15 protein-coding genes are annotated in these 23,580 nt (G+C 70.8%); 6 read left to right on the forward strand and 9 right to left on the reverse strand.

The genetic code is table 11. The features are described from left to right. The first annotated feature begins 93 nt into the window (after positions 1–93). Complete coding sequence (locus ACVFI9_RS16760; RefSeq protein WP_474763311.1) at positions 94–1,233, forward strand: carboxylate-amine ligase; 1,140 nt, start codon at positions 94–96, stop codon at positions 1,231–1,233. A 150-nt stretch (positions 1,234–1,383) separates the two neighbouring features. On the opposite strand, the gene ACVFI9_RS16765 is transcribed toward ACVFI9_RS16760, so the two are convergent. The 4 genes from ACVFI9_RS16765 to ACVFI9_RS16780 form a co-directional block, all read right to left on the reverse strand. Then, complete coding sequence (locus tag ACVFI9_RS16765; protein ID WP_474763312.1) at positions 1,384–4,521, reverse strand: M14 family metallopeptidase; 3,138 nt, start codon at positions 4,519–4,521, stop codon at positions 1,384–1,386. A gap of 158 nt (positions 4,522–4,679) precedes the next feature. Beyond that, positions 4,680–5,162 carry a PKD domain-containing protein gene (locus ACVFI9_RS16770; protein ID WP_474763313.1) on the reverse strand — a complete coding sequence of 161 codons (483 nt, stop codon included), beginning with the start codon at positions 5,160–5,162 and terminating at the stop codon, positions 4,680–4,682. A 359-nt stretch (positions 5,163–5,521) separates the two neighbouring features. Continuing rightward, complete coding sequence (locus tag ACVFI9_RS16775; protein WP_474763314.1) at positions 5,522–6,091, reverse strand: hypothetical protein; 570 nt, start codon at positions 6,089–6,091, stop codon at positions 5,522–5,524. 63 nt (positions 6,092–6,154) lie between these two features. Beyond that, complete coding sequence (locus ACVFI9_RS16780) at positions 6,155–6,382, reverse strand: hypothetical protein (RefSeq protein WP_474763315.1); 228 nt, start codon at positions 6,380–6,382, stop codon at positions 6,155–6,157. Between the two features lie 264 nt (positions 6,383–6,646). Between ACVFI9_RS16780 and ACVFI9_RS16785 the strand changes: the two genes are divergently transcribed. Both ACVFI9_RS16785 and ACVFI9_RS16790 read left to right on the forward strand, forming a co-directional pair. Continuing rightward, positions 6,647–7,654, forward strand: a complete 1,008-nt coding sequence (locus ACVFI9_RS16785; protein ID WP_474763316.1) for a BadF/BadG/BcrA/BcrD ATPase family protein — start codon at positions 6,647–6,649, stop codon at positions 7,652–7,654. Then, entirely contained in the window at positions 7,647–8,105 is a 459-nt protein-coding gene (locus ACVFI9_RS16790) for an NUDIX hydrolase (protein WP_474763317.1), read from the forward strand. Before ACVFI9_RS16785 ends, ACVFI9_RS16790 begins: the two co-directional genes overlap by 8 nt. Positions 8,106–8,139: 34 nt before the next feature. Here ACVFI9_RS16790 and ACVFI9_RS16795 read toward each other — a convergent pair whose 3' ends face one another. Next, on the reverse strand, positions 8,140–9,861 hold the full coding sequence (locus ACVFI9_RS16795; protein ID WP_474763318.1) for an acyl-CoA dehydrogenase family protein: 1,722 nt from the start codon (positions 9,859–9,861) through the stop codon (positions 8,140–8,142). A 205-nt stretch (positions 9,862–10,066) separates the two neighbouring features. Between ACVFI9_RS16795 and ACVFI9_RS16800 the strand changes: the two genes are divergently transcribed. The 3 genes from ACVFI9_RS16800 to ACVFI9_RS16810 all read left to right on the forward strand — a co-directional run bounded on the left by ACVFI9_RS16800 (position 10,067) and on the right by ACVFI9_RS16810 (position 15,458). Then, a complete protein-coding gene (locus ACVFI9_RS16800; protein WP_474763319.1) occupies positions 10,067–11,800 on the forward strand; it encodes an ABC transporter ATP-binding protein in 1,734 nt (577 codons plus the stop codon). 119 nt (positions 11,801–11,919) lie between these two features. Further along, entirely contained in the window at positions 11,920–13,974 is a 2,055-nt protein-coding gene (locus ACVFI9_RS16805) for an ABC transporter ATP-binding protein (protein ID WP_474766295.1), read from the forward strand. Between the two features lie 140 nt (positions 13,975–14,114). Then, positions 14,115–15,458 carry an MFS transporter gene (locus ACVFI9_RS16810; protein ID WP_474763320.1) on the forward strand — a complete coding sequence of 448 codons (1,344 nt, stop codon included), beginning with the start codon at positions 14,115–14,117 and terminating at the stop codon, positions 15,456–15,458. A 401-nt stretch (positions 15,459–15,859) separates the two neighbouring features. On the opposite strand, the gene ACVFI9_RS16815 is transcribed toward ACVFI9_RS16810, so the two are convergent. The 4 genes from ACVFI9_RS16815 to ACVFI9_RS16830 all read right to left on the reverse strand — a co-directional run bounded on the left by ACVFI9_RS16815 (position 15,860) and on the right by ACVFI9_RS16830 (position 23,502). After that, positions 15,860–18,835, reverse strand: a complete 2,976-nt coding sequence (locus ACVFI9_RS16815) for a DEAD/DEAH box helicase (RefSeq protein WP_474763321.1) — start codon at positions 18,833–18,835, stop codon at positions 15,860–15,862. A gap of 93 nt (positions 18,836–18,928) precedes the next feature. Next, positions 18,929–20,446: a DUF3482 domain-containing protein gene (locus ACVFI9_RS16820; protein WP_474763322.1), complete on the reverse strand. Its 1,518-nt coding sequence runs from the start codon at positions 20,444–20,446 to the stop codon at positions 18,929–18,931. Continuing rightward, the gene (locus ACVFI9_RS16825; RefSeq protein WP_474763323.1) at positions 20,443–21,960 is read right to left on the reverse strand and encodes a DUF2868 domain-containing protein; all 1,518 of its coding nucleotides are present in this window, start codon (positions 21,958–21,960) and stop codon (positions 20,443–20,445) included. Before ACVFI9_RS16825 ends, ACVFI9_RS16820 begins: the two co-directional genes overlap by 4 nt. 132 nt (positions 21,961–22,092) lie before the next feature. Then, the gene (locus tag ACVFI9_RS16830) at positions 22,093–23,502 is read right to left on the reverse strand and encodes an HNH endonuclease signature motif containing protein (RefSeq protein WP_474763324.1); all 1,410 of its coding nucleotides are present in this window, start codon (positions 23,500–23,502) and stop codon (positions 22,093–22,095) included. Between the last annotated feature and the right edge of the window lie 78 nt (positions 23,503–23,580).

Consider the following 23,580-nt stretch of genomic DNA (forward strand, 5'->3'; position numbering starts at 1 on the left):
CGTCTGATGACCCCGTGACGCAGGGGCTTGACACGGGGCCACCCTCGCACCGAACCTTCGATTGCGGGGATTCACGCGGCGAGAGGGGGCGTGGTGACGACCTTCGGTGTCGAAGAGGAGTTCCAGTTCCTGGATTCCGTGACGTTGCGGCCCGCGGATGTCGGAGCCTACGTCTTCGGTGCGCTGACGAGTTCGCCCGAGTGGCGTGACGTCACGCACAAGGAGTTCCTCGCCTCGCAGGTTGAGCACTCCTCGGCGGTGTTCGCCGATCTCGAGGAGTCACGCACTGCGCTCGTCGGATTCCGTAGGTTCGTGGCCGATCGCGCGGCCGAGCTCGGGGTGGTCGCGGCGAGCACGGGCACGCCGCCCGACACCACGCCGTTCCCCTCGATCACGAACGTCGAGCGCTACCACCGCATCGTGCGCGACATGGGCGGCGTCATCGCCGACCACCAGCTCAGCGGCCTGCACGTGCACGTCGGCGTGCCCGACCGGGAGGCCGGCGTGATCGCACTCAACGCCGCCCGCCCGTGGATGCCGTTGCTCACGGCCATCTCGACGAACTCACCGCTGTGGCGCGGCACCGACACGGGGTACGACAGCTGGCGCACGATCCTGCTGCGCCGGTGGACCACGTCGGGCTGTCCGCCGTCGTTCCTCGATGCCGCCGACTACGACCGCCGCATCGCTCGACTGCTCGGCATCGGCGGCACGAAGGACCTCGGGCTCATCTCATGGGACCTGCGCCTGTCGCAGCACGTGCCCACGATCGAGTTCCGTATGGGTGACGCGCAGCTCGACGCCGAGACGACGCTGCTCGTGGCGGCCCTCGCGCGTGCACTCGTGACGCGTTCGCTCGAGCACCCCGAGGCGACGGATGCGGCAGCCGACGCATCGGCGGAGGTGCCGCCAGAGCTCCTCTCCGCCGCGTTGCTGCACTCGGCGCACTACGGGATGCGGGCCGACGTGTTCGACCCTGCCGTCGGCGGGCTGGCACCCGCGGGTGAGGCGCTGACGCGGTTCGTGCGGATCCTCGAGCGCGAGCTCACCGAGGCCGGCGACCTGGAGGCGGTGTCCGAGGCGGTGGCGCGGATGCTCCACGAGGGCACCGGGGCCGAGCGCCAGCGGTCGGCGTTCGCCCGCGAGGGCATGGCCGGAGTGCGGCGGCTGATGGAGTCATCCGTGGTCGCACTCCACGGCCGCCGAGGCGAGCCGACGGCGACGAGCCGGTAGTCGCTCGGGCCCGCCCGGCCCGCCCTGCACGCCCCGACGCCCCGACGGGCCGGCGGCCGGCCGCCGAGTGTTACCGTTCGCGCCGAGTGTTACCGTTCCGGCGGCATCATCCGGCGGGTACGGTAACACTCGGCGCTCAGCGGAACGCGGTCAGTAGAGCAGGTGCTCGAGCGCCTTGCCCATCCAGGCGTTCCGGGTCGCAGGACCCGTGATGCCCTCGAATCCGAAGCCCGTCATGAGCGAACCGGGCGTCGCCACCACTGCGGCCTCGGGGAAGCCCGCCGCCGTCGTGATGATGAAGTTGTTCGGGTTCGGCGCGCTGCCCTCGGCGGGGCCGGTGACCTCCCAGCCGCCGGTGTCCGAGCCCTCGAACGACGTGGACCCGATGCCCGTCGACACGGTGATGTCGTCGACGAACATGCCGAGCCCCTGGGTGGCCCAGTCGCTGATGTACGCGATGGATACCTCGACCTGACCGCCGGCGTAGGCCGAGAGGTCGACCGACCACTCCTGCCAGCCGCCCGAATTGCCGGACGCGGCGTGCCATTCGCCATCGCCGACGCTGCCGGTCGGATCGCAGGCCGTGTCGTCGATGAAGGTCTGGTAGTGGTCGAGATGCGGGTGCAGGTCGCGCCAGCCGGCCGGGCAGCTCGCCCCGGTGTTCTGGCTCGTGTGCGCGTTGACGTCGGGCAGCGTGGTCCAGTCGTCCCCGCCGGCCGTGCGTGCCTCGACGGCCACGAAGTCCCAGTCGGCTTCGGTGTCGTACGAGGTCCAGAAGGACATCGTGGCACCGCCGGCCGGAACGTCGATCGTGTTCGTCAGGCGCTTGTACGACACGTCGCCGATCTGCGAGTAGGCGTACGCCTCGCCGCTGTGCGGCTCGAACGGGCCGCCCTCACGGTCCCACCTGCCCGCGACCCAGCTTTCGAACTGGGGGTACACGGCCGGGTCGAGGATGCCGCTCGTCGTGATGAACGAGTTGCTGTGGTGCTGGTTCTCGGCGCTGTCGGCTCCGTTGAAGCCCCAGTCGAGCCCGGAGAACGGAGTGTCCACGCCGAGCACGTCGAGGATGCTTCCGTCCTCCGTGGTCCCGGCGTCGTCGACCACCAGGTAGGCGCCGAGCCAGTACTGCAGCATGTCGTTCGTGAAGTCGCCGGAGCCGCCGAGCGCGCGACACCGCTCCAGCACGTCGGGGTTGGCGCGGCACTCGGCGTTCTCGGCCGTCGGGTCGTAGAACTGCGTGCCGACGTTCGGCGTGTACTGGCTGCCGGCCCACGAGCCGGTGTACAGCACGCGGCCGCCCTCGTTCATGAAGTCGCGGACCTCGAGGATCTCGTCCATCGCCAGCCGGGACGCGTTGCCGCCGCCCCAGCCCGCCTCACGCGTCACGACGTCGTCGCCGGTGTACCAGATGACGGCGTCGTAGTGCGAGAGGACGCCGAGCGCGTCCGGTGCGACCCGGCCACGTGCGTCGACGTCGTAGACGTCGTAGCCGGTGCCGTTGGCGTCGAGCGCCGCGGTGTAGGAGTCGAGGTAGTGCGGCCCGGGAGCCTGCCCCGGCGAGGCGCCGGTGTAGTCCTCGGCAGCGAGGATCAGCACGTCGTCCGCGGATTCCTCGACGGCCTGGTAGGTGAAGGAGTCGCTCACCGCGCCGCCGCCCTCGAACCAGACCTCGACGCTGTCACCCGGGCTGGTGCCCGTGACGACGCCGCTCATGATGGCGTAGTGCACGCCGGTCTGCCCGCCGTAGCGGTCACCGCCGGTCCACTCCTCGGTCGTCGCGCTGACGGGGTCGTCGCCGTTGATGGAGTACTTCAGCGTGACCTCGCCGAGGTTGCGTCGCGCGATGACGCGCACCTCCTGCGGGTCGCCGTAGGAGTAGTCGAACGTGAAGTTCGCGAGCGGCAGCCCGGTCTTGTAGGTGTCGTCGCTCTCCAGGTAGAACGGCTTCGTCTCGAGGCCGAGGTGCGACACCGGCTCCGCCGGGTTCGCCGCCGACTTCGCGACGTCCAGGGCGAACGGCAGGGCCCGTTCGAACTCGGCCTGCACCTGCTCCTCGTCGTCGGGGAACACGAAGCCGCCTTCCTCGTCGCCCTCACCGAGTTCGGGCGTCCAGCCGAGCGTTCCCCGCTCGGCGTGCGCGTAGTCGGTGGTCTCGCCGTTGGTCACGTACAGCACGTCGGACGAGAGGCCGGGCTCGAAGTCCGGGATCGTCGGCTCGTCGCGGTTGCCCGAAAGTGCGTAGTAGATCCCGTCATCGGCCGTGGGGGTGCCGATCTGCCAGCCTTCCGCGTAAAGCAGCCATTCGCCGAAGGAGTGGTAGTTCACGTGGAACGCGAAGTCGACCGTGTCGTACAGCGCGATCATGGCCTGGGTCTCGGGCTCGGATGCCGCCGATGGGCCGCGGTAGGTCTCGCTCGAGATCTGCGACGACGACCCCTCTTCGTCGTAGCCGAAGTGCTCGGGGAAGTTGCGGTTCGGGTCGACGCCGTCGGCCCGGGTGATCTGCCCGTCGCCGTCGTTGTCGCGCAGGTTCTTCCGCCAGAGGCGCTCGTGGTCGAAGGTGTACTCGTAACCGTCGGGGTTGGCGACGAGGACGAACCAGAGCTCGTTGTGCTTGAGGAGTTCCTTCGTATCCTTGTCGTTGGCGCGCCAGCCGTCGATGAACGAGTTCAGCAGTCGCCGGTTCACCTCGGTGGAGATCCACTCGCGTGCGTGCTGGGTCGAGCTGTACAGCACGGCCGGCCGTTCCCCGTCGGGCGTTCCCCTGGCCCCCTGGGTCAACTTGACCGCGATGAGTTCGCGCCCCTGGTGGGTCTCGCCGAGCACTACGAGCTTGACGAGCTGCGGGTTGTCTTTCGCCAGTTGGTACAGTTCGTCGCGGATGCCGCCGGCCTCGTCCCAGGATCGCCACACCTCGTAGCCCGACTCCGCCTGCTCGGCCGCCAGCTGCCTGGCGGACTTGCCGTCCTTGTTCTTCTTGACCTTCACATCGACGCCGCGGTCGCGAAGGCTCCCGGCCTCCTCCTCGGTGAGCACGAGGTCGACGTTGACGCCGGACTCGCTGTACAGGGCTTCGGAGAGGTCGTATCCGGACTTGGCGAGTTCAGCAGCCTGAGCAGCGGTCACCTCCGCCGTGTACATGTCGAGGGCGTTGTCGTCGTCGACGGCGCTTGCGCCGATCGGACCGAGCATCGAGAGCGCCAGCGCGAGCGTGGCCGCGCCGACGATGCCGTTGCGGATGGAGCGGTTTGTGCGGGTGGAGCGGGTGGAGCGGATGCCAGCCATTACGAACCCCTTCAGTCCGTCTCCCCGACACCAGACGTGAGTGACGTCGTCGTCGAGCGATCCCCATGGTCGCCACGTCTCGGTGCTTCCTGCGGACTCTAGGGGTTAGCGTCCTCCTCCCGCGCGTCGCCTGTCAAGGACGATCTGCCGCCGACGGGTCAGCAGCCGGGACCCGCAGGGTTCTCGTTGCAGTTGCCTCGTGTGAGGACGGTGTCGACCTTGCCGACCAGGACCCGCTGCGGTTCGCCGGCGACGGTGAGCGTCCCGGCGATCGCCCGCCATGCCGAGCCCGCGAACCGGTACTCGGCCCGCAACACCACCTCGAGCTCGACCGTGTAGACCCCCGACGCAGCGTACGAGTGGCTCGTCGCGGTCTCGCTGAACTCGCGCTGCCCGAGGGTCGCCCACGTCGCGCCTGGGGTCGAGGCCTCGACCACGGCGCCGTCGCTGTGCGCCCACCGGTACCCGATCGGCGTGAACCGCACGTCGGCGGGCTGCCCGAGCAGGGTGCCGGACACGACCTCGACGGATGCCGCGGCCACGAAATTCGCCGGAAGCCCCTCGATGGCCCAGCCGGCGGGTTCCATCCCGTTGCCGGGCGTCGCGGGCCGGAACGACGCGATGTCCCGCAACGTCACCACGACTGGAGCGACGGGCTCTTCGGCGGGGTCGGCGGGTTCGACCGCGCACAGGGCCGGGTTGGTCGGCCTGCAGTCGTTGTCCTGCGGTGTTGTCGCCGGAGGCTCAGATTGCTCCGCGGTGCCGCTGCTCGGCGGCTGGTTATGCACTTCGTCGCCACCATTGGCGTCGGCCGTGTCGCCCTCAAGCACACCGAGGAGCTCCGCGGTGTCCCCGCTACTGCCGATTAGTCCTTCCGCACGACAAGTACCCGTGTCGATCTGGACCTCGCTGCACCCGTCTTCTGCCCACGCGTCGGAGTTGTACGTGCCGGCCAGGAGCGTTAGGAGAGTGAGCACCACGGTAACGCCAATCCCTCCGGCTAAACGCAGAAGTTCTCGCGGTCCCACAGATCCTTCTCGCTCACCTTAAGCTCGTTGCCCTTCCCCTCAATCACCACGAGATAGGGCACGTCCACGACCCTGTCGGGCGCAACAACTGATGTCCCTTCCGCATCGAGTACGTCCAGCCCACGAAGGTCATCGCAGACGTAGAACGCCACTGTGACGTCATTCGAATCGGAGGTGTGGGACTGAAGCTTGAACGTCGTGAAGACCCGCCGGCCGGTTGAGCGGATGCCTTCTTCGGCATAGTTGGCCGCAGTATCGAGTTGAGATCGGTACGCCTGACCTGTGGCGACCTGACCCAGATTTGCCGTTGCTTGACCGCCACTTCCCGTGATCTCAGAGGAGACGACGAGGAACCTTTCGTACACCGCCTCGGCAGCCGCCAGCGCCTCCTCGTCGGACGCGAAGATGGGCGCTGGGGACTCGGACGGGGACGGCGTCGGCGTGATGGCCGGAGCGCCGACGCAACCACTGATCGAAAGTGCCACGACGCCGGCGATCGCGAGAGCGAGACTGCGTCGAGGGCGACGGCGGGGACTCGGCATGGCGACGAGCCTAGTGAGCAGCACCACGCAGACGGCCGTTATCCACAGCCGAATGCAGCTCCACTACCGCATCAGATCGCGGATGAGCTCGCCCCACTCGAAGCCGCACTCACGACAGTCGAAGAGCGGACCATCGACGTCGAAGGGGTCGGCTGTGACATCGGTCGGCTCGATCGCGCCCTGGATGGAGCCGGCGTGGACGACCGCACGCACCGTGGTCGACCCGCAGCGCGGGCACGGCTCGTCGAGCACGTCGTGCTCGACGGTGATCTGCACCTGATTCGTCGTCATGCGGTCACGGTACCTCTGCCCGGCCGGATCGCCGGTCGCACACGCTGACGACTTCTCTTCCGAGAGAGGCGATGATTTCCTTCGCGAATGGGCGGCACTTCGGCACTCCGGCACTCCGGCACTCCGGCACTCCGGCACTTCGGCACCGGCTTGCGAATCGGGAAACATACTTCGGAGAGCACGGCAAGATCGGGAAACACACTTCAGAGAGCACGACAAGACAGAACGGCCACGAACGGATGTCGCAGCCCTAGAGTCGGAGTCGTGGACACTGTCGCTGCCGGCAACGGATCGCCGGGCCTCAACTCCGACCACTGGGTCCTCGGCGTGGACGTCGGCGGCACGGGCTCGAGGGCGGCCCTGGAACCGCTCACGCGTAGCGAAGGCGCCGAGCCCGAGCGCCGATCGCTCGAGTGCGGACGCGCGGCCGTGGCATCCGGCGGCTCCACCGCGGTCGAGGTGGCCGCCGAGCTCATCGAGGCGGTGCGCACGGAGTGGCCGGACGCCCCGATCGCGGCAGTCGGCATCGGCGCCACCGGTCTCGCCTCGCTCGTCACGACCCCCGGGGCGGCCCTCCAACGACTCGAACGTGCTGCGGGTGGCGCGCCGCTCGCGCTGGCGATCGACGCCGTCACCGCACACCTCGGCGCACTCGAGGGTCGACCCGGTGCCGTCATCGCCGTTGGCACGGGCGCCATCGCGATCGGCACCGACCTGCGCACGCACTGGCGCCGGGTCGGCGGCTGGGGCCACCTCTGGGACGACCGCGGCTCGGCCGCCTGGATCGGCATCGAGGCACTGAAGGCGGCCATCCAGACGTACGACGGCATCACCGACGACGCGCAGGCGCTCCTCGACGCCGCGGTCGACCGGTTCGGCCCCGCGCACGGCTGGCCCGGCCACCTGCTCACCCGCGAGGACCGCGCCGGCCTGCTCGCAGGCTTCGCGACGGATGTCGCCCTGCTCGCGACATCCGGCGACGACGTGTCGACCGACATCATGCGCCGCGCCGGCGCCGCGGCGGCGGCCACGCTCGCGGCCGCGCTCGACCCAGCGCTGCCGCAGCTCGCCTCGGGCGTCGGCGGCGTGTTCGCCGCGGGCGGCGCATTCACGGCGTCGTTCGAGCAGGAGTTCGCGCTCCTCGCGCCGGGCGCCGAGCTCGTCGCTCCCGCGGGGACGCCCCTCGATGGGGCCGTGCGGTTGGCGCGGCTCGTGGCGGCGGGCGACATGCCGGCGGGGCATCCGCCGTTCCTCTGGACCTCGCATGGCTGAGACCAGCGCGGGCCTGCTGCTCTACCGGCGGATGCCGCGGCTCGAGGTGTTCCTCGGACACATGGGCGGCCCGTTCTGGCGGGGCAAGGATGCCTCGGCGTGGTCGATCCCGAAGGGCACGTACACCGACGAGGAGCCCCTCGCGGCCGCGCTCCGGGAGTTCGAGGAGGAGGTCGGTCACCCGGCGCCCGACGTCGAGTACCGGGAGCTCGGGGCGTTCCGGTACTCGTCGGGCAAGCGCGTCTGGGTGTTCGCGGGCGAGAGCGACTTCGACGCCTCCGACATCCGGAGCAACTCGTTCGAGCTGGAGTGGCCGCCGCGGTCGGGGCGGCGGCAGTCGTTCCCCGAGCTCGACGCGGCTGGATGGTTCTCGCTCGACGACGCGCACGAGCGCCTCGTGAAGGGACAGCGGCCGGCGCTCGACGCGCTGGCGCGGCTCGTCGGGGAGTGACCCGCCGCCGCTGCGGCGTGTGCTGCGGCGAGGCTCAGGCCCGCGCGAGGATCGCGGCCGTGTCAACGCCCGGCGGCAGCGTGCCGTAGAGCATCCCGCCCCCGCCCTCGAGCCTCGTGCGCACGAACGCGTCGGCCACGGCGCCGGGCGAGTGCTCGACGAGCAACGCCGCCTGCAGCACGAGCGCGAGCCGCTCGGTGAGCTCACGGGCCCGGGATGTCGCGGCCGCGACATCCGTCGACACCTCCCGCACGACCGCCTGCGCCTCGGCGAGCGCGAGGTCGAAGCCCGCGTGCGCACCGCCCACCGCACCGACGACGTCGAAGAACGCGTCGAACGCCTCGGGCTCGCGGGCGAGCACGCGCAGCACGTCGAGCGCGATGACGTTGCCCGACCCCTCCCAGATCGCGAGGAGCGGCTGCTCGCGGTAGCGCCGCGCGAGCGGGAACGACTCGGTGTAGCCGTTGCCGCCGAGGCACTCGAGCGCCTCGTACGCGTGCCCCGGCCCGCGCTTGCACACCCAGTACTTCGCGACGGCGGTGGCGAGGCGGCGGAACGCCTGCTCCGCGCCGGGGTCGCGGTCCCTGAGCTCCGTCGAAGGGTCGTCGTGGGCACGCGCGAGCCGCATCGCGGTGAGCGTCGCCGCCTCGGACTCGAGCGCGAGGTCGGCGACGACCGCCGCCATCGCGGGCTGGTCGACGAGGAGCGCCCCGAACGCGCTGCGGTGCCGCACGTGCCACGCCGCCTCGGCGACCGACTGGCGCATCCCGGCGGCCGTGCCGATGACGCAGTCGAGCCGCGTGCGCGCGACCATCTGCACGATCGTGGCGACACCGCGTCCCTCCTCGCCGACCAGCCACGCGGTCGTGCCGTCGAACTCGACCTCGCTGGACGCGTTCGAGTGGTTGCCGAGCTTGTCCTTCAGCCGCTGAATGCGGAACACGTTGCGCGAGCCATCGGGCAGCACCCGGGGCAGGAAGAAGCAGCTCAGCCCGCCCGGCGCCTGTGCGAGCACGAGGAACGCGTCGCTCATGGGCGCGCTGCAGAACCACTTGTGGCCGGTCAGTCGGAACGCGCGCCCCCACGGGCCGTCGTCGCCGGTCGGCTCGGCGCGCGTCGTGTTGGCGCGCACGTCGGATCCGCCCTGCTTCTCGGTCATGGCCATGCCGACGAGGGCGGAGCGCTTGGCCGCCCCCGCGGGTCGGGGAGTGCCCTCGGGGTGCGTCTCGAGTCCCACCCCACCCAGCTCGGGCTCGTACTCGCGGCTCAGCAGTCGTGGCATCCATTGGTCTCGAAGTCCGGATGCCGCGAGCTCGAGCACCGGCACCGCGGCGTGCGTCATCGACACCGGGCATGCGTGCCCCGGCTCGACCTGCGCGAACAGGAGGAACGCCGCGGCGCGCTCGACGTTCGCGCCCGCAACGGGATCGGCCCACGCCGACGTGTGCGCTCCGGCGCCCACCGCGGCCGCCATGATGCGGTGATACGCGTCGTCGTACTCCACCTCGTCGACGCGGTTCCCCCACCGGTCGTGCGTGCGCAGCACCGGCGAATGCGTGTTCGCACGCTCGGCGTCGCGCTGGAACATCGCCGAGCCGACGAGCGTGCCGATCTTCGAGAGCGCGGATGTCGCGGCATCCGCCCCGCCGTTCCTCCCCCACCGGGCGACGGCCTCGACGAGCGGCACGTTCGCCGCGTACTCGTCGACCCCCTCGCGGGGCGGTGCCTGGTTGAGGACCTCGTGCGTGCTCGTCATCGTCGACCTCCGCGAGCCATTCTCGTCCGCGGGTGCCTGTAGCGGATTCCGCCCTCAGCGATATCCGCCACAGGGAGGATGTCGGCGGCACCCGCTTGGATGCAGACTGAGCGGGTGCATCGCCGCGCCCGGCGCTCCTCGCCCTCGCTCGGTCGACCTTCCCCCGCACGCCATCCTTCATACGGCTCCCCTCATTCGGAGAAACATGCTCGGCAGACTCCTCATCCGTTACCTGAAGCCCTACCGGTGGTTACTGCTCGGCGTGCTGGTGTTCCAGTTCGCCTCGGCGCTCGCCTCGCTGTACCTGCCGAGCCTCAACGCCGACATCATCGACGAGGGCGTCGCCAAGGGCGACACCGCCTACATCTGGTCGACGGGCGGGTTCATGCTCGCGATCTCGCTCGCGCAGATCACTGCGGCCATCATCGCCACGTACTTCGCGGCCAAGGCCGCCATGCGGGTCGGCCGCGACATCCGCAACGACGTGTTCGACAAGGTGAGCGCGTTCTCCGAGCGGGAGGTGTCGACGTTCGGCCCGGGCTCGCTCATCACCCGCAACACGAACGACGTGCAGCAGGTGCAGATGGTCGCCATGACCGGAGCGACCATGCTCGTGAGCGCGCCGCTGCTCGCGATCGGCGGCATCATCATGGCGCTCCGGCAGGATGTCGGCCTGAGCTGGCTGATCTGGGTGTCGGTGGGCTCGATCCTCGTGGTGGCGCTGATCGTCGTGTCCCGCATGGTGCCGCTGTTCCGCACCTACCAGAAGAAGCTCGACGCGGTGAACCGCATCCTGCGCGAGCAGCTCACGGGCATCCGCGTGGTGCGTGCGTTCGTTCGCGAGAACATCGAGGAGGAGCGCTTCCGTGAGGCGAACACCGACATCATGGACGTCGGGCGCCGCGTGGGCACGCTCTTCATCACGCTGTTCCCGCTGTTCATGCTCGTGCTCAACCTCACGATCATCGGCGTGATCTGGTTCGGCGCCATCGAGGTCGACGAGGGCGGCGTGCAGATCGGCACGCTGTTCGCCTTCATGCAGTACGTGGGCATCATCCTCGGCGGCGTGCTGATGGCCGCGTTCATGACGATCATGATCCCGCGCGCGGCGGTGTCGGCCGAGCGCATCGGCGAGGTGCTCGCCAGCGAGTCGACCCTCACGCGGCCGGCGAAGCCGGTCACCGAGTTCCCCGAGGTCGGCACCGTCGAGTTCCGGGATGCCGCGTTCGCCTACCCCGGCGCCGAGCACGCCGTGCTCTCGGGCATCTCGTTCCGCGCCGAGCGCGGCGAGACCGTCGCCATCGTCGGCTCGACGGGTGCGGGCAAGACGACGCTCGTCTCGCTCATCCCGCGACTGTTCGACGTCACCGGCGGCGCCACGCTCGTCAACGGCGTCGACGTGCGCGAAGCCGATCTCGACCGGCTCTGGAAGACCATCGGCCTCGTGCCGCAGCGTCCGTTCCTGTTCGCCGGCACCGTGGCCTCCAACCTGCGGTTCGGCCGCGAGGAGGCCGCCGACGCCGAGCTCTGGCAGGCCCTCGAGATCGCGCAGGGCCGCGACTTCGTCGCCGAGATGGAGGGCGGCCTGAACGCGCGCATCGCCCAGGGCGGCACCAACGTCTCGGGCGGTCAGCGCCAGCGCCTCGCGATCGCACGGGCCATCGTGCACCAGCCCGACATCCTCGTCTTCGACGACTCGTTCTCGGCGCTCGACCTCACCACCGACGCGAGGCTCAGGCAGGCGTTGTGGCGGGAGTTGCCCGACGTGACGAAGATCGTCGTCGCCCAGCGCGTCTCGACGATCACCGATGCCGACCGCATCATCGTGCTCGACGACGGCGGCATGGTCGGCGTCGGCACGCACGCGGAGCTGCTCGAGACGAGCAGCACCTACCGCGAGATCGTCGAATCGCAGCTCGGAGTGGAGGCAACGGCATGAGCGCCGACATCGAGAACCCGGAGCAGGGCGGCGGCCGGCCGCGCGGTCGCGGGCGAGGCAACGGTGCAGGCCGACGTGACGCTCGTCGCGGCCGCGCCGGGGTCATCGACCCCAGCCAGATGACCGAAGAGGAGCGCATCGAGCACGAGCTCGCCGAGGAGGCGCGCATCAACTCGGGCGACTGGAACGCCGTCGCGCCCGGCAAGGCGAAGGACTTCGGCGCCAGCTTCCGGCGCCTGCTCGGGCTCCTCGCGCCCTACAAGTGGCCGTTCGCGTTCGCGTCGCTGCTCGGCGCGCTCGGAGTGGTGCTCACGGTCATCGCGCCGAAGGTGCTCGCCGAGGCGACGAACATCATCTTCGAGGGTTTCATCTCGGCGCAGCTGCCCGCCGGCGTCACCCAGGCGCAGATCGTCGAGGGACTTCGCGCCCAGGGTCAGAACGATCTCGCGAACATCGTCGAGGCGGCCACGCTCGTTCCGGGCGAGGGCATCGACTTCGTGCGGCTCAGCCAGGTCGTGATCATCGTCATGCTCCTGTATGTCGTGGCCTCCGTGCTCTCGTGGATCCAGGGCTACGTGATCAACGTCATCATGGTGCGGGCGATGTGGCGCCTGCGCGAAGACGTCGAGGCGAAGGTGCACCGCCTTCCGCTCCGGTACTTCGACCGGGTGCAGCGCGGCGAACTCATCTCGCGGGTCACGAACGACATCGACAACATCACCCAGACGATGCAGCAGTCGCTCTCGAGCGCGCTCACGAGCGTGCTCACCGTGGTCGGCGTGCTCATCATGATGTTCTCGATCTCGTGGCAGCTGGCGCTCGTCACGCTCGTCTCGCTGCCGCTCATGGGCGTGATCTTCGGGCTGATCGGGCCGAAGTCGCAGGCCGCGTTCGGCGTGCAGTGGCGCAAGGTGGGTCGCCTCAACGCTCGCGTCGAGGAGTCGTTCTCGGGCCACGCGCTCGTGAAGGTGTTCGGTCGCGAGCGCGACGCGAGCGAGAAGTTCCGAGCCGAGAACGAGGAGCTCTACGAGGCCGCGTTCAAGGCGCAGTTCCTGGCCGGCGTCATCATGCCGGGCATGATGTTCATCGGGAACCTCACCTACGTGGGCATCGCGGTGCTCGGTGGCCTCATGGTCGCGGGCGGCCAGCTGCGTCTCGGCGACGTGCAGGCGTTCATCCAGTACTCGCAGCAGTTCACGCAGCCGCTCGCGCAGCTCGGCGGCATGGCCGCGGTCGTGCAGTCGGGCACCGCCTCGGCCGAGCGGGTCTTCGAACTCCTGGACGAGGACGAGCAGGAGGAGGATGCCGCGGACGCCGTCGAGCCCGTGCAGGGCACCGGCACGATCGAGTTCCAGAACGTCTCGTTCTCGTACACGCCCGAACGGCCACTCATCCGCGACCTCTCGTTCCGGGTCGAGCCCGGGCAGACGGTCGCGATCGTGGGTCCGACCGGTGCCGGCAAGACGACGCTCGTGAACCTCATCATGCGGTTCTACGAGCTCGACGGCGGACGCATCCTGCTCGATGGGCAGGACATCGCGACGCTCACGCGGCACGATGTGCGCGCCCGCACCGGCATGGTGCTGCAGGATCCGTGGCTGTTCGCCGGCACGATCCGCGAGAACATCCGCTACGGACGCCAGACGGCGACCGACGACGAGATCCGCGAGGCCGCTCGGGCGACGTACGTCGACCGGTTCGTGCACTCGCTGCCCGACGGGTACGACACCGTGCTCGACGAGGAGGCGTCGAACGTCTCGGCCGGCGAGAAGCAGCTCATCACGATCGCGCGCGCGTTCGTGTCGCAGCCTTCGGTGCTCATCCTCGATGAGGCGACGTCCTCGGTCGACACCCGCACCGAGCTGCTGCTGCAGCACGCGATGGCCGCACTTCGCGAGGGCCGCACGTCGTTCGTGATCGCGCACCGCCTCTCGACGATCCGCGACGCCGACCTCATCCTCGTGATGGAGCACGGCGACATCGTCGAGCAGGGCACGCACGAGCAGCTCATCGCGGCGAAGGGCGCGTACTACCGCCTCTACAACTCGCAGTTCGAGCAGGCGGCGTACGACGTCGACGCCGAGCTGGCAGCCGAGCAGGGCGAGGTCATGACCGGGCCGACGAAGACGCTCGAAGACGTCGTCGAGGAGGCGGCCGAGGCCGAGTTGAGCTGAGGCCGGCGGCCGCCGGTTCCACCAGAGCGAGCGGATGTCCCTGTTCGGGGCATCCGCTCGCTCCGTTTCGAACGTCGCCTAGGCTGGAGCAGGTCGGGCGCGGCTCGCGGCCGTCTCGCTCTTCGACAAGGCCTTCCCCCGTGACGACTGCTCTTCCGCCCGTGCGCCCGTGGCGCCTGTGGCTGGTCTGGGGCATCAGCGTGGCTGCGTACGTGCTCTCGGTCACGAACCGCACCTCGCTCTCGGCCGTCGGCGTCGACGCCGCGGTGCGGTTCGAGGCGGATGCCTCGACGCTGTCGATGTTCGCCGTGATCCAGTTGTTCGTGTACGGCGCGATGCAGATCCCGGTCGGGCTGCTGCTCGACAAGTTCGGCGCGCGACCCATGATCACGGTCGGCATGTTCCTGATGGCGATCGGACAGCTGGTCATGGCGTTCGCGCCCGACGTGGCGACCGCGATCGTCGCTCGTATGCTCGTCGGCGCGGGGGACGCCATGATCTTCCCGAGCGTGCTGCGAGTGGTCGCCGTCTGGTTCCCCGAGCGGCAGGCCCCGCTGCTCGTGCAGTTGACCGGCATCGTCGGGCAGACGGGCCAGTTGCTCGCGATCCTGCCGATGGCGGCGATCCTGCATGCGACGACGTGGAGCGTCGCGTTCGGAAGCCTGGCCGGGCTCGGCGCACTGTTCACGGTGCTCACGTTCGCCGTGATCCGGAACCATCCACTCGATCGCACCGCGGATGTCTCGGTCGACACCACGACCGGCGCGATGCACGTGGTGACCTCGGCCGCCGACCTGCGGGTCGGGTTCCGCGAGTCGTGGGCACATCCGGCGACGCGCCTCGCGTTCTGGTCGCACTTCACGACGCCGTTCTCGGGGACCGCGTTCATCCTGCTCTGGGGGTTCCCGTTCCTCACCGTCGGCCAGGGGCTGTCGCCGGCGACGGCGTCGCTCGTCTTCAGTGTCTACGTGGTATGCGCCATGGTCATCGGGCCGGTGATCGGCATGCTCTCCAGTCGACATCCCATGCGCCGGTCGCGGATGCTCGTCCTGCCCATCATCGGCATACAGATGCTCGCGTGGTTCGTGGTGATCGCCTGGCCCGGGCAGGCGCCGCTGTGGCTCCTGCTGCTGCTTGCGCTCGCCCTCAGCGTCGGGGGTCCGGCGTCGATGATCGGGTTCGACCACGCCCGCACGTTCAACCCGAGCCACCGCCTGAGCACGGCGACGGGCATCGTGAACGTCGGCGGATTCCTCGCGGCGCTGCTTGCGATCCTCTTCATCGGCATCGCGATGGACATGCAGGGTGCCGGAACACCCGAGACCTACAGCCTCGACGCCTTCCGCGTCGCCTTCCTCACGCAGGTCCCGCTGTGGCTGCTGGGCGCGGGCTTCATCGTGTTCGAGCGCAAGCGCACGCGCGTGCACATCGGGCTGGAGGAGCCTCGCGCGCGCCGCCGGGCCCGCCCGCTCCGCGAGGACTGAGCAGCCGGCTCCGTCTCGCGATTCAGGACGACCGTTTCCTCGCCGAACCCCCGGCACTCCGGCACTCCGGCACTCCGGCACTCCGGCACTCCGGCACTCCGGCACTCCGGCACCCCGGCACCCCGGCATTTCGGCACCCCGGCACCCCGGCACCCCGGCACCCCGGCACCCCGGCACCCCGGCACTCCGACACTTCGGCACCCCGGCACCCCGGCACTCCGGCACTTCGGCACTCCGGCACTTCGGCACTCCGGCACTTCGGCACTTCGGCACTTCGGCACTCCGGCACTTCGGCACTTCGGCACCCCGGCACCGACATGCGAAACGGGAAACGTTCTTCGGCGAGCGGAGCGGAGCGGACACGACCGAGTCGGCGGCGGTCGGCGACCAGCGGCGAGCGCTCAGTGCTCGAGCAATCCGCGCAGGTCGTCGGCCGTGAGGGCAGCATCGGTCAGCCCCTCGTCGTCGAGGAGCGACGCGACGAGCTCGCCCTTGCGCGCCTTCAGCTCCATGACCTTCTCCTCGATCGTGCCCGCGGCGACGAGTCGGTACACCATCACCTGCTTCGCCTGGCCGATGCGGTGGGTGCGGTCGACGGCCTGCGCCTCGCTCGCCGGGTTCCACCATGGGTCGAGGAGGAACACGTAGTCGGCCTCGGTGAGGTTCAGCCCGAATCCCCCCGCCTTCAGGCTGATGAGGAACACGGACGCCTCACCCGAGCGGAACTGCCGGATCACCGCGTCGCGCCGGCGCGTCGGCGTCGACCCGTCGAGGTACGCGTACGGCACGCCCGCGGCATCCAACCTCGACGCCACCCGACCGAGGAACGAGGTGAACTGGCTGAACACGAGCGCGCGATGCCCCTCGCCGAGCACGTCGTCGAGCTGCTCGAAGAGCGCGTCGAGCTTCGCCGACGGGTAACCCGCATAGCGGGAATCGTCGATGAGCGTCGCGTCGAGCGCGAGCATCCGCAACAGCGTGAGCGAGCGGTACACGATGAAGCGATTGCGGTCCAGGTCGTCGATGAGACCGAGCAGCTTCTGTCGTTCGCGCTGCAACATCGTGTCGTACAGCCGTCGATGCCGCGGATGCAGCTCGACCTGCAGCACCTGCTCCTGCTTCGGCGGCAGCTCGGGCGCGACGAGCTCCTTCGTGCGGCGCAGCATCAGCGGCCGGATTCGCCGCCGCAGCCGCTCGAGCCGCTCGGTGTTGCGGTCGTTCTCGATCGGACGCCGATACCGCTCGTCGAACGCCCGACGCGAGGGGAAGAGCCCCGGCGCCACGAGGTCGAGCAGCGCCCACAGCTCACCGAGGTTGTTCTCGACGGGCGTTCCGGTGACGGCGAGCGTGAACGGCGCCCGGATGCCGCGGGCCGCCTGGTGCACCTTCGTCGCCGCGTTCTTCACGAACTGGGCCTCGTCGAGCACCAGCCCACTCCACTCGAGCGCGGCGAACCCGTCGGCTTCGAGGCGCAGCACGGCGTACGTGGTCACCACGACATCGGCGTCGGCAGCGGCATCCGCGATCCGGCCGCGCCGCTTCGCCTCGGTCGCCGTCACCGTCGCCACACGCAGTCCGGGCGTGAAGCGGGCGGCCTCGCTCACCCAGTTCGACGCCACCGAGGTCGGCGCGACGACGAGGAACGGCGCCGCGCTGCCGGGAGGCGCGTGGCTCCCGGTCGACTCGACCGCGTGCGCGATCAGCGCCAGCGTCTGCGCCGTCTTGCCGAGCCCCATGTCGTCGGCGAGGATGCCTCCCAGCCGATGCCGCCACAGGAACGCGAGCCAGCGGAACCCCTCGAGCTGATAGGGCCGAAGCGGCAACGCGAGCCCCGCAGGCGGCGGGACCTCCTCGACGGCGCCGTGCTCCAACCCCGCGATGGTCGCACGCCACGCGAGCGCAGGCTCCGAGACATCCGCCAGATCCTCGAAGTCGGCCCACAGGCTCGTCTGGCTGCGGTGGATGCGCAACCCGGTCTCCCACTCGGCGAGCGTGCCTGCCTCCTCGATGAGGTCGCGCAGCTCGTCGAACACGGGCAGGTTGAGGTTCAGGTAGCTCTTGTCGACGAGCAGCAGCCGACGCTGCCCCTTCGCGAGCGCGCGGAACAGCGGCATGAACGGAACAGGCTTGCCGTCGACGGTGAGCTGCACCCCGAGGTCGAACCAGTCGCGCTTCTGCGATTCCACCGTCGTCACCCGCAGCGACGGCGCCGCGGTCACCTCGCGGTAGTCGGGGCGATCGCCCATGACGTCGATGCGCAGCCCGCCGCGTTCGGCGAGGCATTCGAGCCGGGGCATCCGCTCGACCGTGAACTCGGCGGCATCGAGCCCACGGAGGATCACCGCATCGAGCGGCACCCATCCGAGCTCGTCGGCGACCCGGGCGAGCAGGTCGTCGTCGAGGTCGGGGTCGTCGGATGCCGCGGCGACGGATGCCTCGACCGCACTCGTGCGACCGTCGGCGTGCTCCCAGCGCCACGCGAGGCGCAGCACGTCGTCGGGCTCGAACTCGGCCTCGAGCACGAGCGTCGCGGGTGGAACGTCGGGAGCCTCGAAGCTGCCGTCGCGACTCACGACCGGAAGCGACCGGGCGAGCGCGTGGAAGTGCCCGCGCAGGAAGAGCGGCACGTCGGCCGCCGGCACTCGGATCGCCCCGGGCGGTGACGCGAGCAGCGCGCGCTGCGCCTCCGAGAGCTCACCGCCCACGGCGGGGGCGAGCCGGATGACGCCCGCGTCGAAGTCGGCGCGATACACCCCATGGCGTGAGATCGGCTGCACTTCGTCGACCGGCACCGCCTCGTCGTCGAACACGGCGGTGGGCTCGAGGGCGAGGGCGCCGCTCGTGAGCCTCGCGTCGAGTCCGACCACGGCGCTTCCGGACAGCACGACGTCGGGCGTGACATCGGAACCGACCAATGCCACCCCGAGGCGCCCGGCCTCGGCGAGCAGCGCCCACAGCAGCGGGCTCTCGAACTCGTCGAGCGTGATCCACTCTGAGCCGTACTGGTAGACCGCTGGCGTCGTGCCCTTGAGCATCGCGAACTGCGCGAACCAGCGCGACTGCGCGGGGTCGACGCCCGCGGCGCTCGCCTGGAATGCGATGTTCTGCCACGTCAGGCCGTCTTTCACCCAGGCGCCGCGGCGGCCCTGCGTGACCGGGCGCACCGCGAGCCGGTCGACGGATGCCGCGCGCCGGGCCGGTTCGTCGCGTGGACCGCGCCACTCGCCGCTGCGACGTTCGACGCGCCGACGCAACTCGAACTGCAGCCCGAGCGGACGCAGCCTCGACTCCGCCGTCTCGGACACGGATGCGTCGGCTCCGCCCCCGAGCCCGGCGAGCGCCGCCCGCCAGTCGTGCGGCGGCGGGGCTTCTGACATGCCCACCATGCTCGCACGACGCGCCGACAGGCCCGCGTGCGAGCGCCCGCGCGGGGCGGGCCCCGCGTGCGCGGGCCGCCCGAGCGACGGCGCTCACCCCGCCGAGGTGCGCAGCGCCCCGGGATACAGCTCGTCGAGCAGGCCGAGCGCCAGTTCGCGCAACTCCTCGCGGAGCTCGCGCTCGAGCCGCTCGCAGCCGTCGCCCGCCGCGCGCAGCTCCCACACCGCATCGAGGCGCTCGCGCCTCGCGACCACCGCGTCGACGACGAGTCGCCGCCAGAACGGCGGATACTCGCTCGCCTTCCATGCGCCGCGGCCGCGGCCGTAGTGCGCGATCGCGAGGTAGCGCAGCAGCGCCGAGGTGACGAGCCCGTCGAGGAACGCGGCCTCCCAGCGCAGGCTCCACTCGGTGCGCCCGCGCACGACGTTGACGCCGCGCGCGATGCCCGCGCCGCCGAGCGCGCCGATGACCGCCCCGGCCAGCATGCCGGCGCCGAACGTGAGCCCGCCCGCCATGAGGTCGGCGCCGAGCCCGGTGAGCGCGCCCGACACGACCCCCGAGAGCATGCCCGTGCGGCCCTCGTCGAGCGGTGCCTCGACGTGGATGTCGCTCGCCACCCGCTCGAGCACCTCCCCTACGGCGCGGCCCTCGAGCTCGTGGATCACGATGAGCCGCTCGGTGCTCGCCACGAGCCCCGACTCGAGCCGTTCGCCGAGCGCGCGCATGGCCTCCTCGTGCGCCTGCGATCGCGCCGTGTTCGGCAGGCCGATCGATCCGCCGAGGCGTGCCGCGAGCGGCTGCTCGGGCAGGATCTCGCGGTCGCACGCGGCCCTCGCGATGGGCTCGGCGAGCGTGGCCATCGCCTCCTCGAACTGGCCCATCCGGCGAGCGCGCCACTCCTGCGAGAGGCGCTCGAACGCGGGCTGCTTCGTGCCGGGGAGCACGCGCCCGATGGCGTCGAAGAGCGTGAACTCCTGCACCCAGCAGCGCGCGAACGCGTCGAGCGCGAGCACCTCGCTCACGTCGAGGGCGCCGGCGACCGCCGACCGCCATCGGGCCTCGTCGGCGGCCTCGGCGGCGCGCTCGCGCGGTCGCCCGGTCTGGTTGAGCAGCACGAGCACGGGCTTGCCGATCCAGTCCAGCACCTCGAGCTCCGGCCGCAGATAGCCCGCATCACCGGGCTCCTCGGCAGCGTTGACGAGGTAGAGCACGACATCCGCGTCGTCGGCGACGTTGCGCACGGCGAGCTGGGTGAGCCAGAACGGCTCGTCTCGGTAGCGGTCCCAGACCTGCGAGAGGAACCACCCGATCGGGTTCCCCGACTGCCGTAGGCGCCGTACGAGCCGCACGCTGTCGCCGAACCCCGGTGTGTCCCAGAGCGTGAGCAGGTCGCCCTCGGCGGTCTGCACGAGCGGGAACGGCGTCGCCTCGAGCGTCACGTGCGGGGCGTCCCGCACCTCGCCGACGTCACGCCCGAGCAGGGTGCGCGCGAGGGTGGTCTTGCCGGCATTCGTGTGCGAGACGAGCGAGAGGGCGATGGCGCCCGGCTCGACCGCGAGCTCCGAACCCGGCTCGGCCGGTTCCCCGGCGTCCACCGGACCGCCGGTCACGGCACCCTCCCGCGCGGCGGCGCTTCCGTGTCGAGGGCGGATGCCGCGAGCGCCGCCTCGGCGGCCGAGACGTCGGGCGACGCGAGATCGACGAAGACCGGGGTGGCGCCGTGCGCGACGAGGAGTTCGCGCCAGGCAACTCGGCGCGCCTCGAGGCGCTCGTGGTCATCGGGCCAGCGCGCTCGGAACCCCGACTCGTCGACGAGCGCGGTGAGCGGATGCCGCGCGCCCACCGGCCGACTCCCGCCGGCACCGGGCGCGAGGGCATCGAGGAACGCGCCGTGCACCTGGGGTTCGGGCGTCGCGGCCAGGCCGAACAGCGGCAGCACGATCTCATCGGCGGCCGCCCGCCGCGCGAACGCCAGGTTCGCGAGCGCGTCGTCGTCGCCCCAGGGGACGGGCGCCTCGACGGTGACCGACGCTCCGCCGTACGCCCTGGCGAGCACGGCGTCGAGGCCGTTCCGCACCTCGGGGGTGACGGTGTGGCTGTACGGAACGAGCCGGATCCGGCCGGTGCGACCGAGGTAGCCCGACACGAGCCGCTGGAAGTACGGATCCGCGAGCGGCACGTCGATGCGTGCCGCGCGACGGCGCTCGACGAGACCGGCGATGAGCGCCAGCACGAGCCGCGGGATGACGACCACGGCGACGACGCTGCCGGCGAGCAGGTGCATCCAGGTGGCGGCGTTCTCGCTCCCGGGCGCACGGATGGCGGCGACCTCCGCGACATCCGGAATCGGGATGCCGGTCAGCCAGGAGCCGGACGCGAGCGTCACGGCGAGCAGCCCGTGCACCTGGTCTGCGTCGAGGAACGTGCTCTCCCAGGTCGCGCGGTACTCGAAGGCGAGGCCGCGCAGGTACAGGCCGACGATCACGCCGAGCGCGGTGGCGGCCGCCGCGAGGTGCAGCACGCGGGCGGCGCGCGCACCGTAGAGGGGAGCGGCCAGCCGCGCCCACTCGCCGGGGAGCGTCTCGAGGATGGTGCGCCGGGCGGTGCCGGCGTCGCCGTCACGTGCACGTGCTCGCGCTCGAGCGCCGGCGCGCGCGCCCGTCGGCGTGCGCAGGGCGGCGAACTCGATGAGCAGGGTTCGCAAGGGCCCCGGCCGACCGCGGAACGCAACCAGCCGAACCAGCAGCGCGACGTAGACGACGAGGTTCCAGACGAGCAGCACGAACACGGGCGGGGCGAGCAGGTTGATGCTCGTGCCGCCGCCGATGCGGTCGACGACGAGGCCGAGCAGGAACGCGGCCCCCACGACGACGGCGCCCACCCACGGCCGCCAGCACAGCGCGCGCACCATGCGCGTCACGGCGGGCTGTCGCGGCCCGATGCGCTCGAGCACGAGCCGAGCGCGCCGGGTCAGGAACGCCTCGACGCTGGCGCCCTCGCCGACGACCTGCGCGGCAGCGCGGCTCGCCCAGTCGCGGTCGGCGTCGGTCCAGAGCAGGCGATCGCGATCCCCCGTCTCGACGGCCCGGGCCGCGGTGACCTCGAGGGCGGCTGACTCGTCCATTGCGCGCATTCTATGTCCGCGCCTGTCGCGACCCACGGGTTGAGTGCCGCGACCGCGGGTTCGGGAGCGATGAAGGAGCGTCTCGAAACGCCTCACCGACGCGCGCTCGTCTCCACCCGCGCGTGCCCGCGATCATGCGGCCGACCGCGATGTGGGCAGCGTGAAGCGGGCGCGTCCGCCGAGTCGTGGTGCTTGGTCAGGGTCGACGTGCGGTGGTGGGGTGAGCCACACTTCCGATCGGGTGGCGCGGATGCCCCATCCTTCGCGGTGGATGCGGTGGTGGCAGAAGGAGCAGAGCATGACCCCGTTCGAGAAGTCGGTCGGGCCGGTGTCGCGTTCCCACCAGTCGATGTGGTGCGCGTCGACGTAGGCGATGTTCTGACCGCATGAGGCGCATCCGCCGTCGCGTTCTGCGAGTGCGATTCGCTGCGCTTTGCTGAAGAGCCGGGCCGAGCGGCCGAGGTCGAGCGGCACGCCCTCGCCGCCGAACACGGCGGGGATGAGTTCGGCGTCGGCGGCCATGCGCCGGGCGGTGCCGGCCGAGATCGGCTGGTCGATTCCGTCGATGCGCGCGATTCCGAGGCCCTCGACGAGGGCGTCATGGTCGAGGCGCACCACGACGGTGGCTTTCGCGAGTGGCGCGAGGGTCTCACCGCAGCCGAGCGCGTGGCGGCAGATCGCGGCGAGCGCGTCGGCCTGGAGCTGCGGAATCGAACGCGCGTCATCGACGACCGGGCCCGAATCCGACGCCGAACCGGAGCTCCCCGCACCCGGCTCGCGGCGACGCAGAGTGTCGCTGACGAGTGCCTCGATCGCGGTCTTGATGGGGGCTGCCGTTTCGGGGTCGAGGCGGGCGTGCAGGTGCACCATGCCCGCCGAGTCTTCGCGCATCGTGAGCGAACGCGCTCCGCGCAACTGCTCCTCACGCGGCTCGATGCCGTCGCGGTCGAGCCGGGCCTCCGCCTCGCGGACCCCGCGCATGAGGAGGTCGAGCGGCACCCGCGCAGCAAGGTCGACGAGGGCCGCTTCGGTGGTGTCGGCCAGCTCGGGGTCGGCACGCAGCCGCACCCGGTCGAGCATGGAGGTGATCGCGGATGCCGCGTCGACGCCGATGCGGGCGGATTCGAGTGCTGCGGCGACGTGCGGATGCCGCGATGGCAGTCGTTCGCCGCCGAACGACTGCCGCTCGGCGGTGGCGGTGCCGACCGCGATGAGCTTCGCCGCCTCGCTCCGGGATGCCCCGGTCGAGGCGGCGATCAGTCGCACCGGGTTGTGGAAGCCCTGCGCCCTGGCGAGGCTGGACTCGCCGAGCTCGGTGCTGGACCGCTTCGACACCTCGGCCGCAACCCGGGCGAGCAGCGCGTCGGCGTCGCGGCGGACCCGGGCGAGCGCGTCGGTCACCCGCACCAGCCCGGCGTCGCTCATCTGCCCGACCTCCACCTGCACCGCCCCGCTGATCGCCCCGAACGCGGGCAACGCGCCGCTCCACGCCGCGCGCAACGCCTCGACGTCACGCTCGAGGGTGTGCAGCGGCTGATCCATGACTTCATCCTGCAGCCACCCACCGACTTTCGAATGAGCACGGAAATCGCCACTGATCAGGCAAATATCATGTGGAGA

It is taken from the genome of Agromyces sp. NSFZ (genome assembly GCF_056156205.1).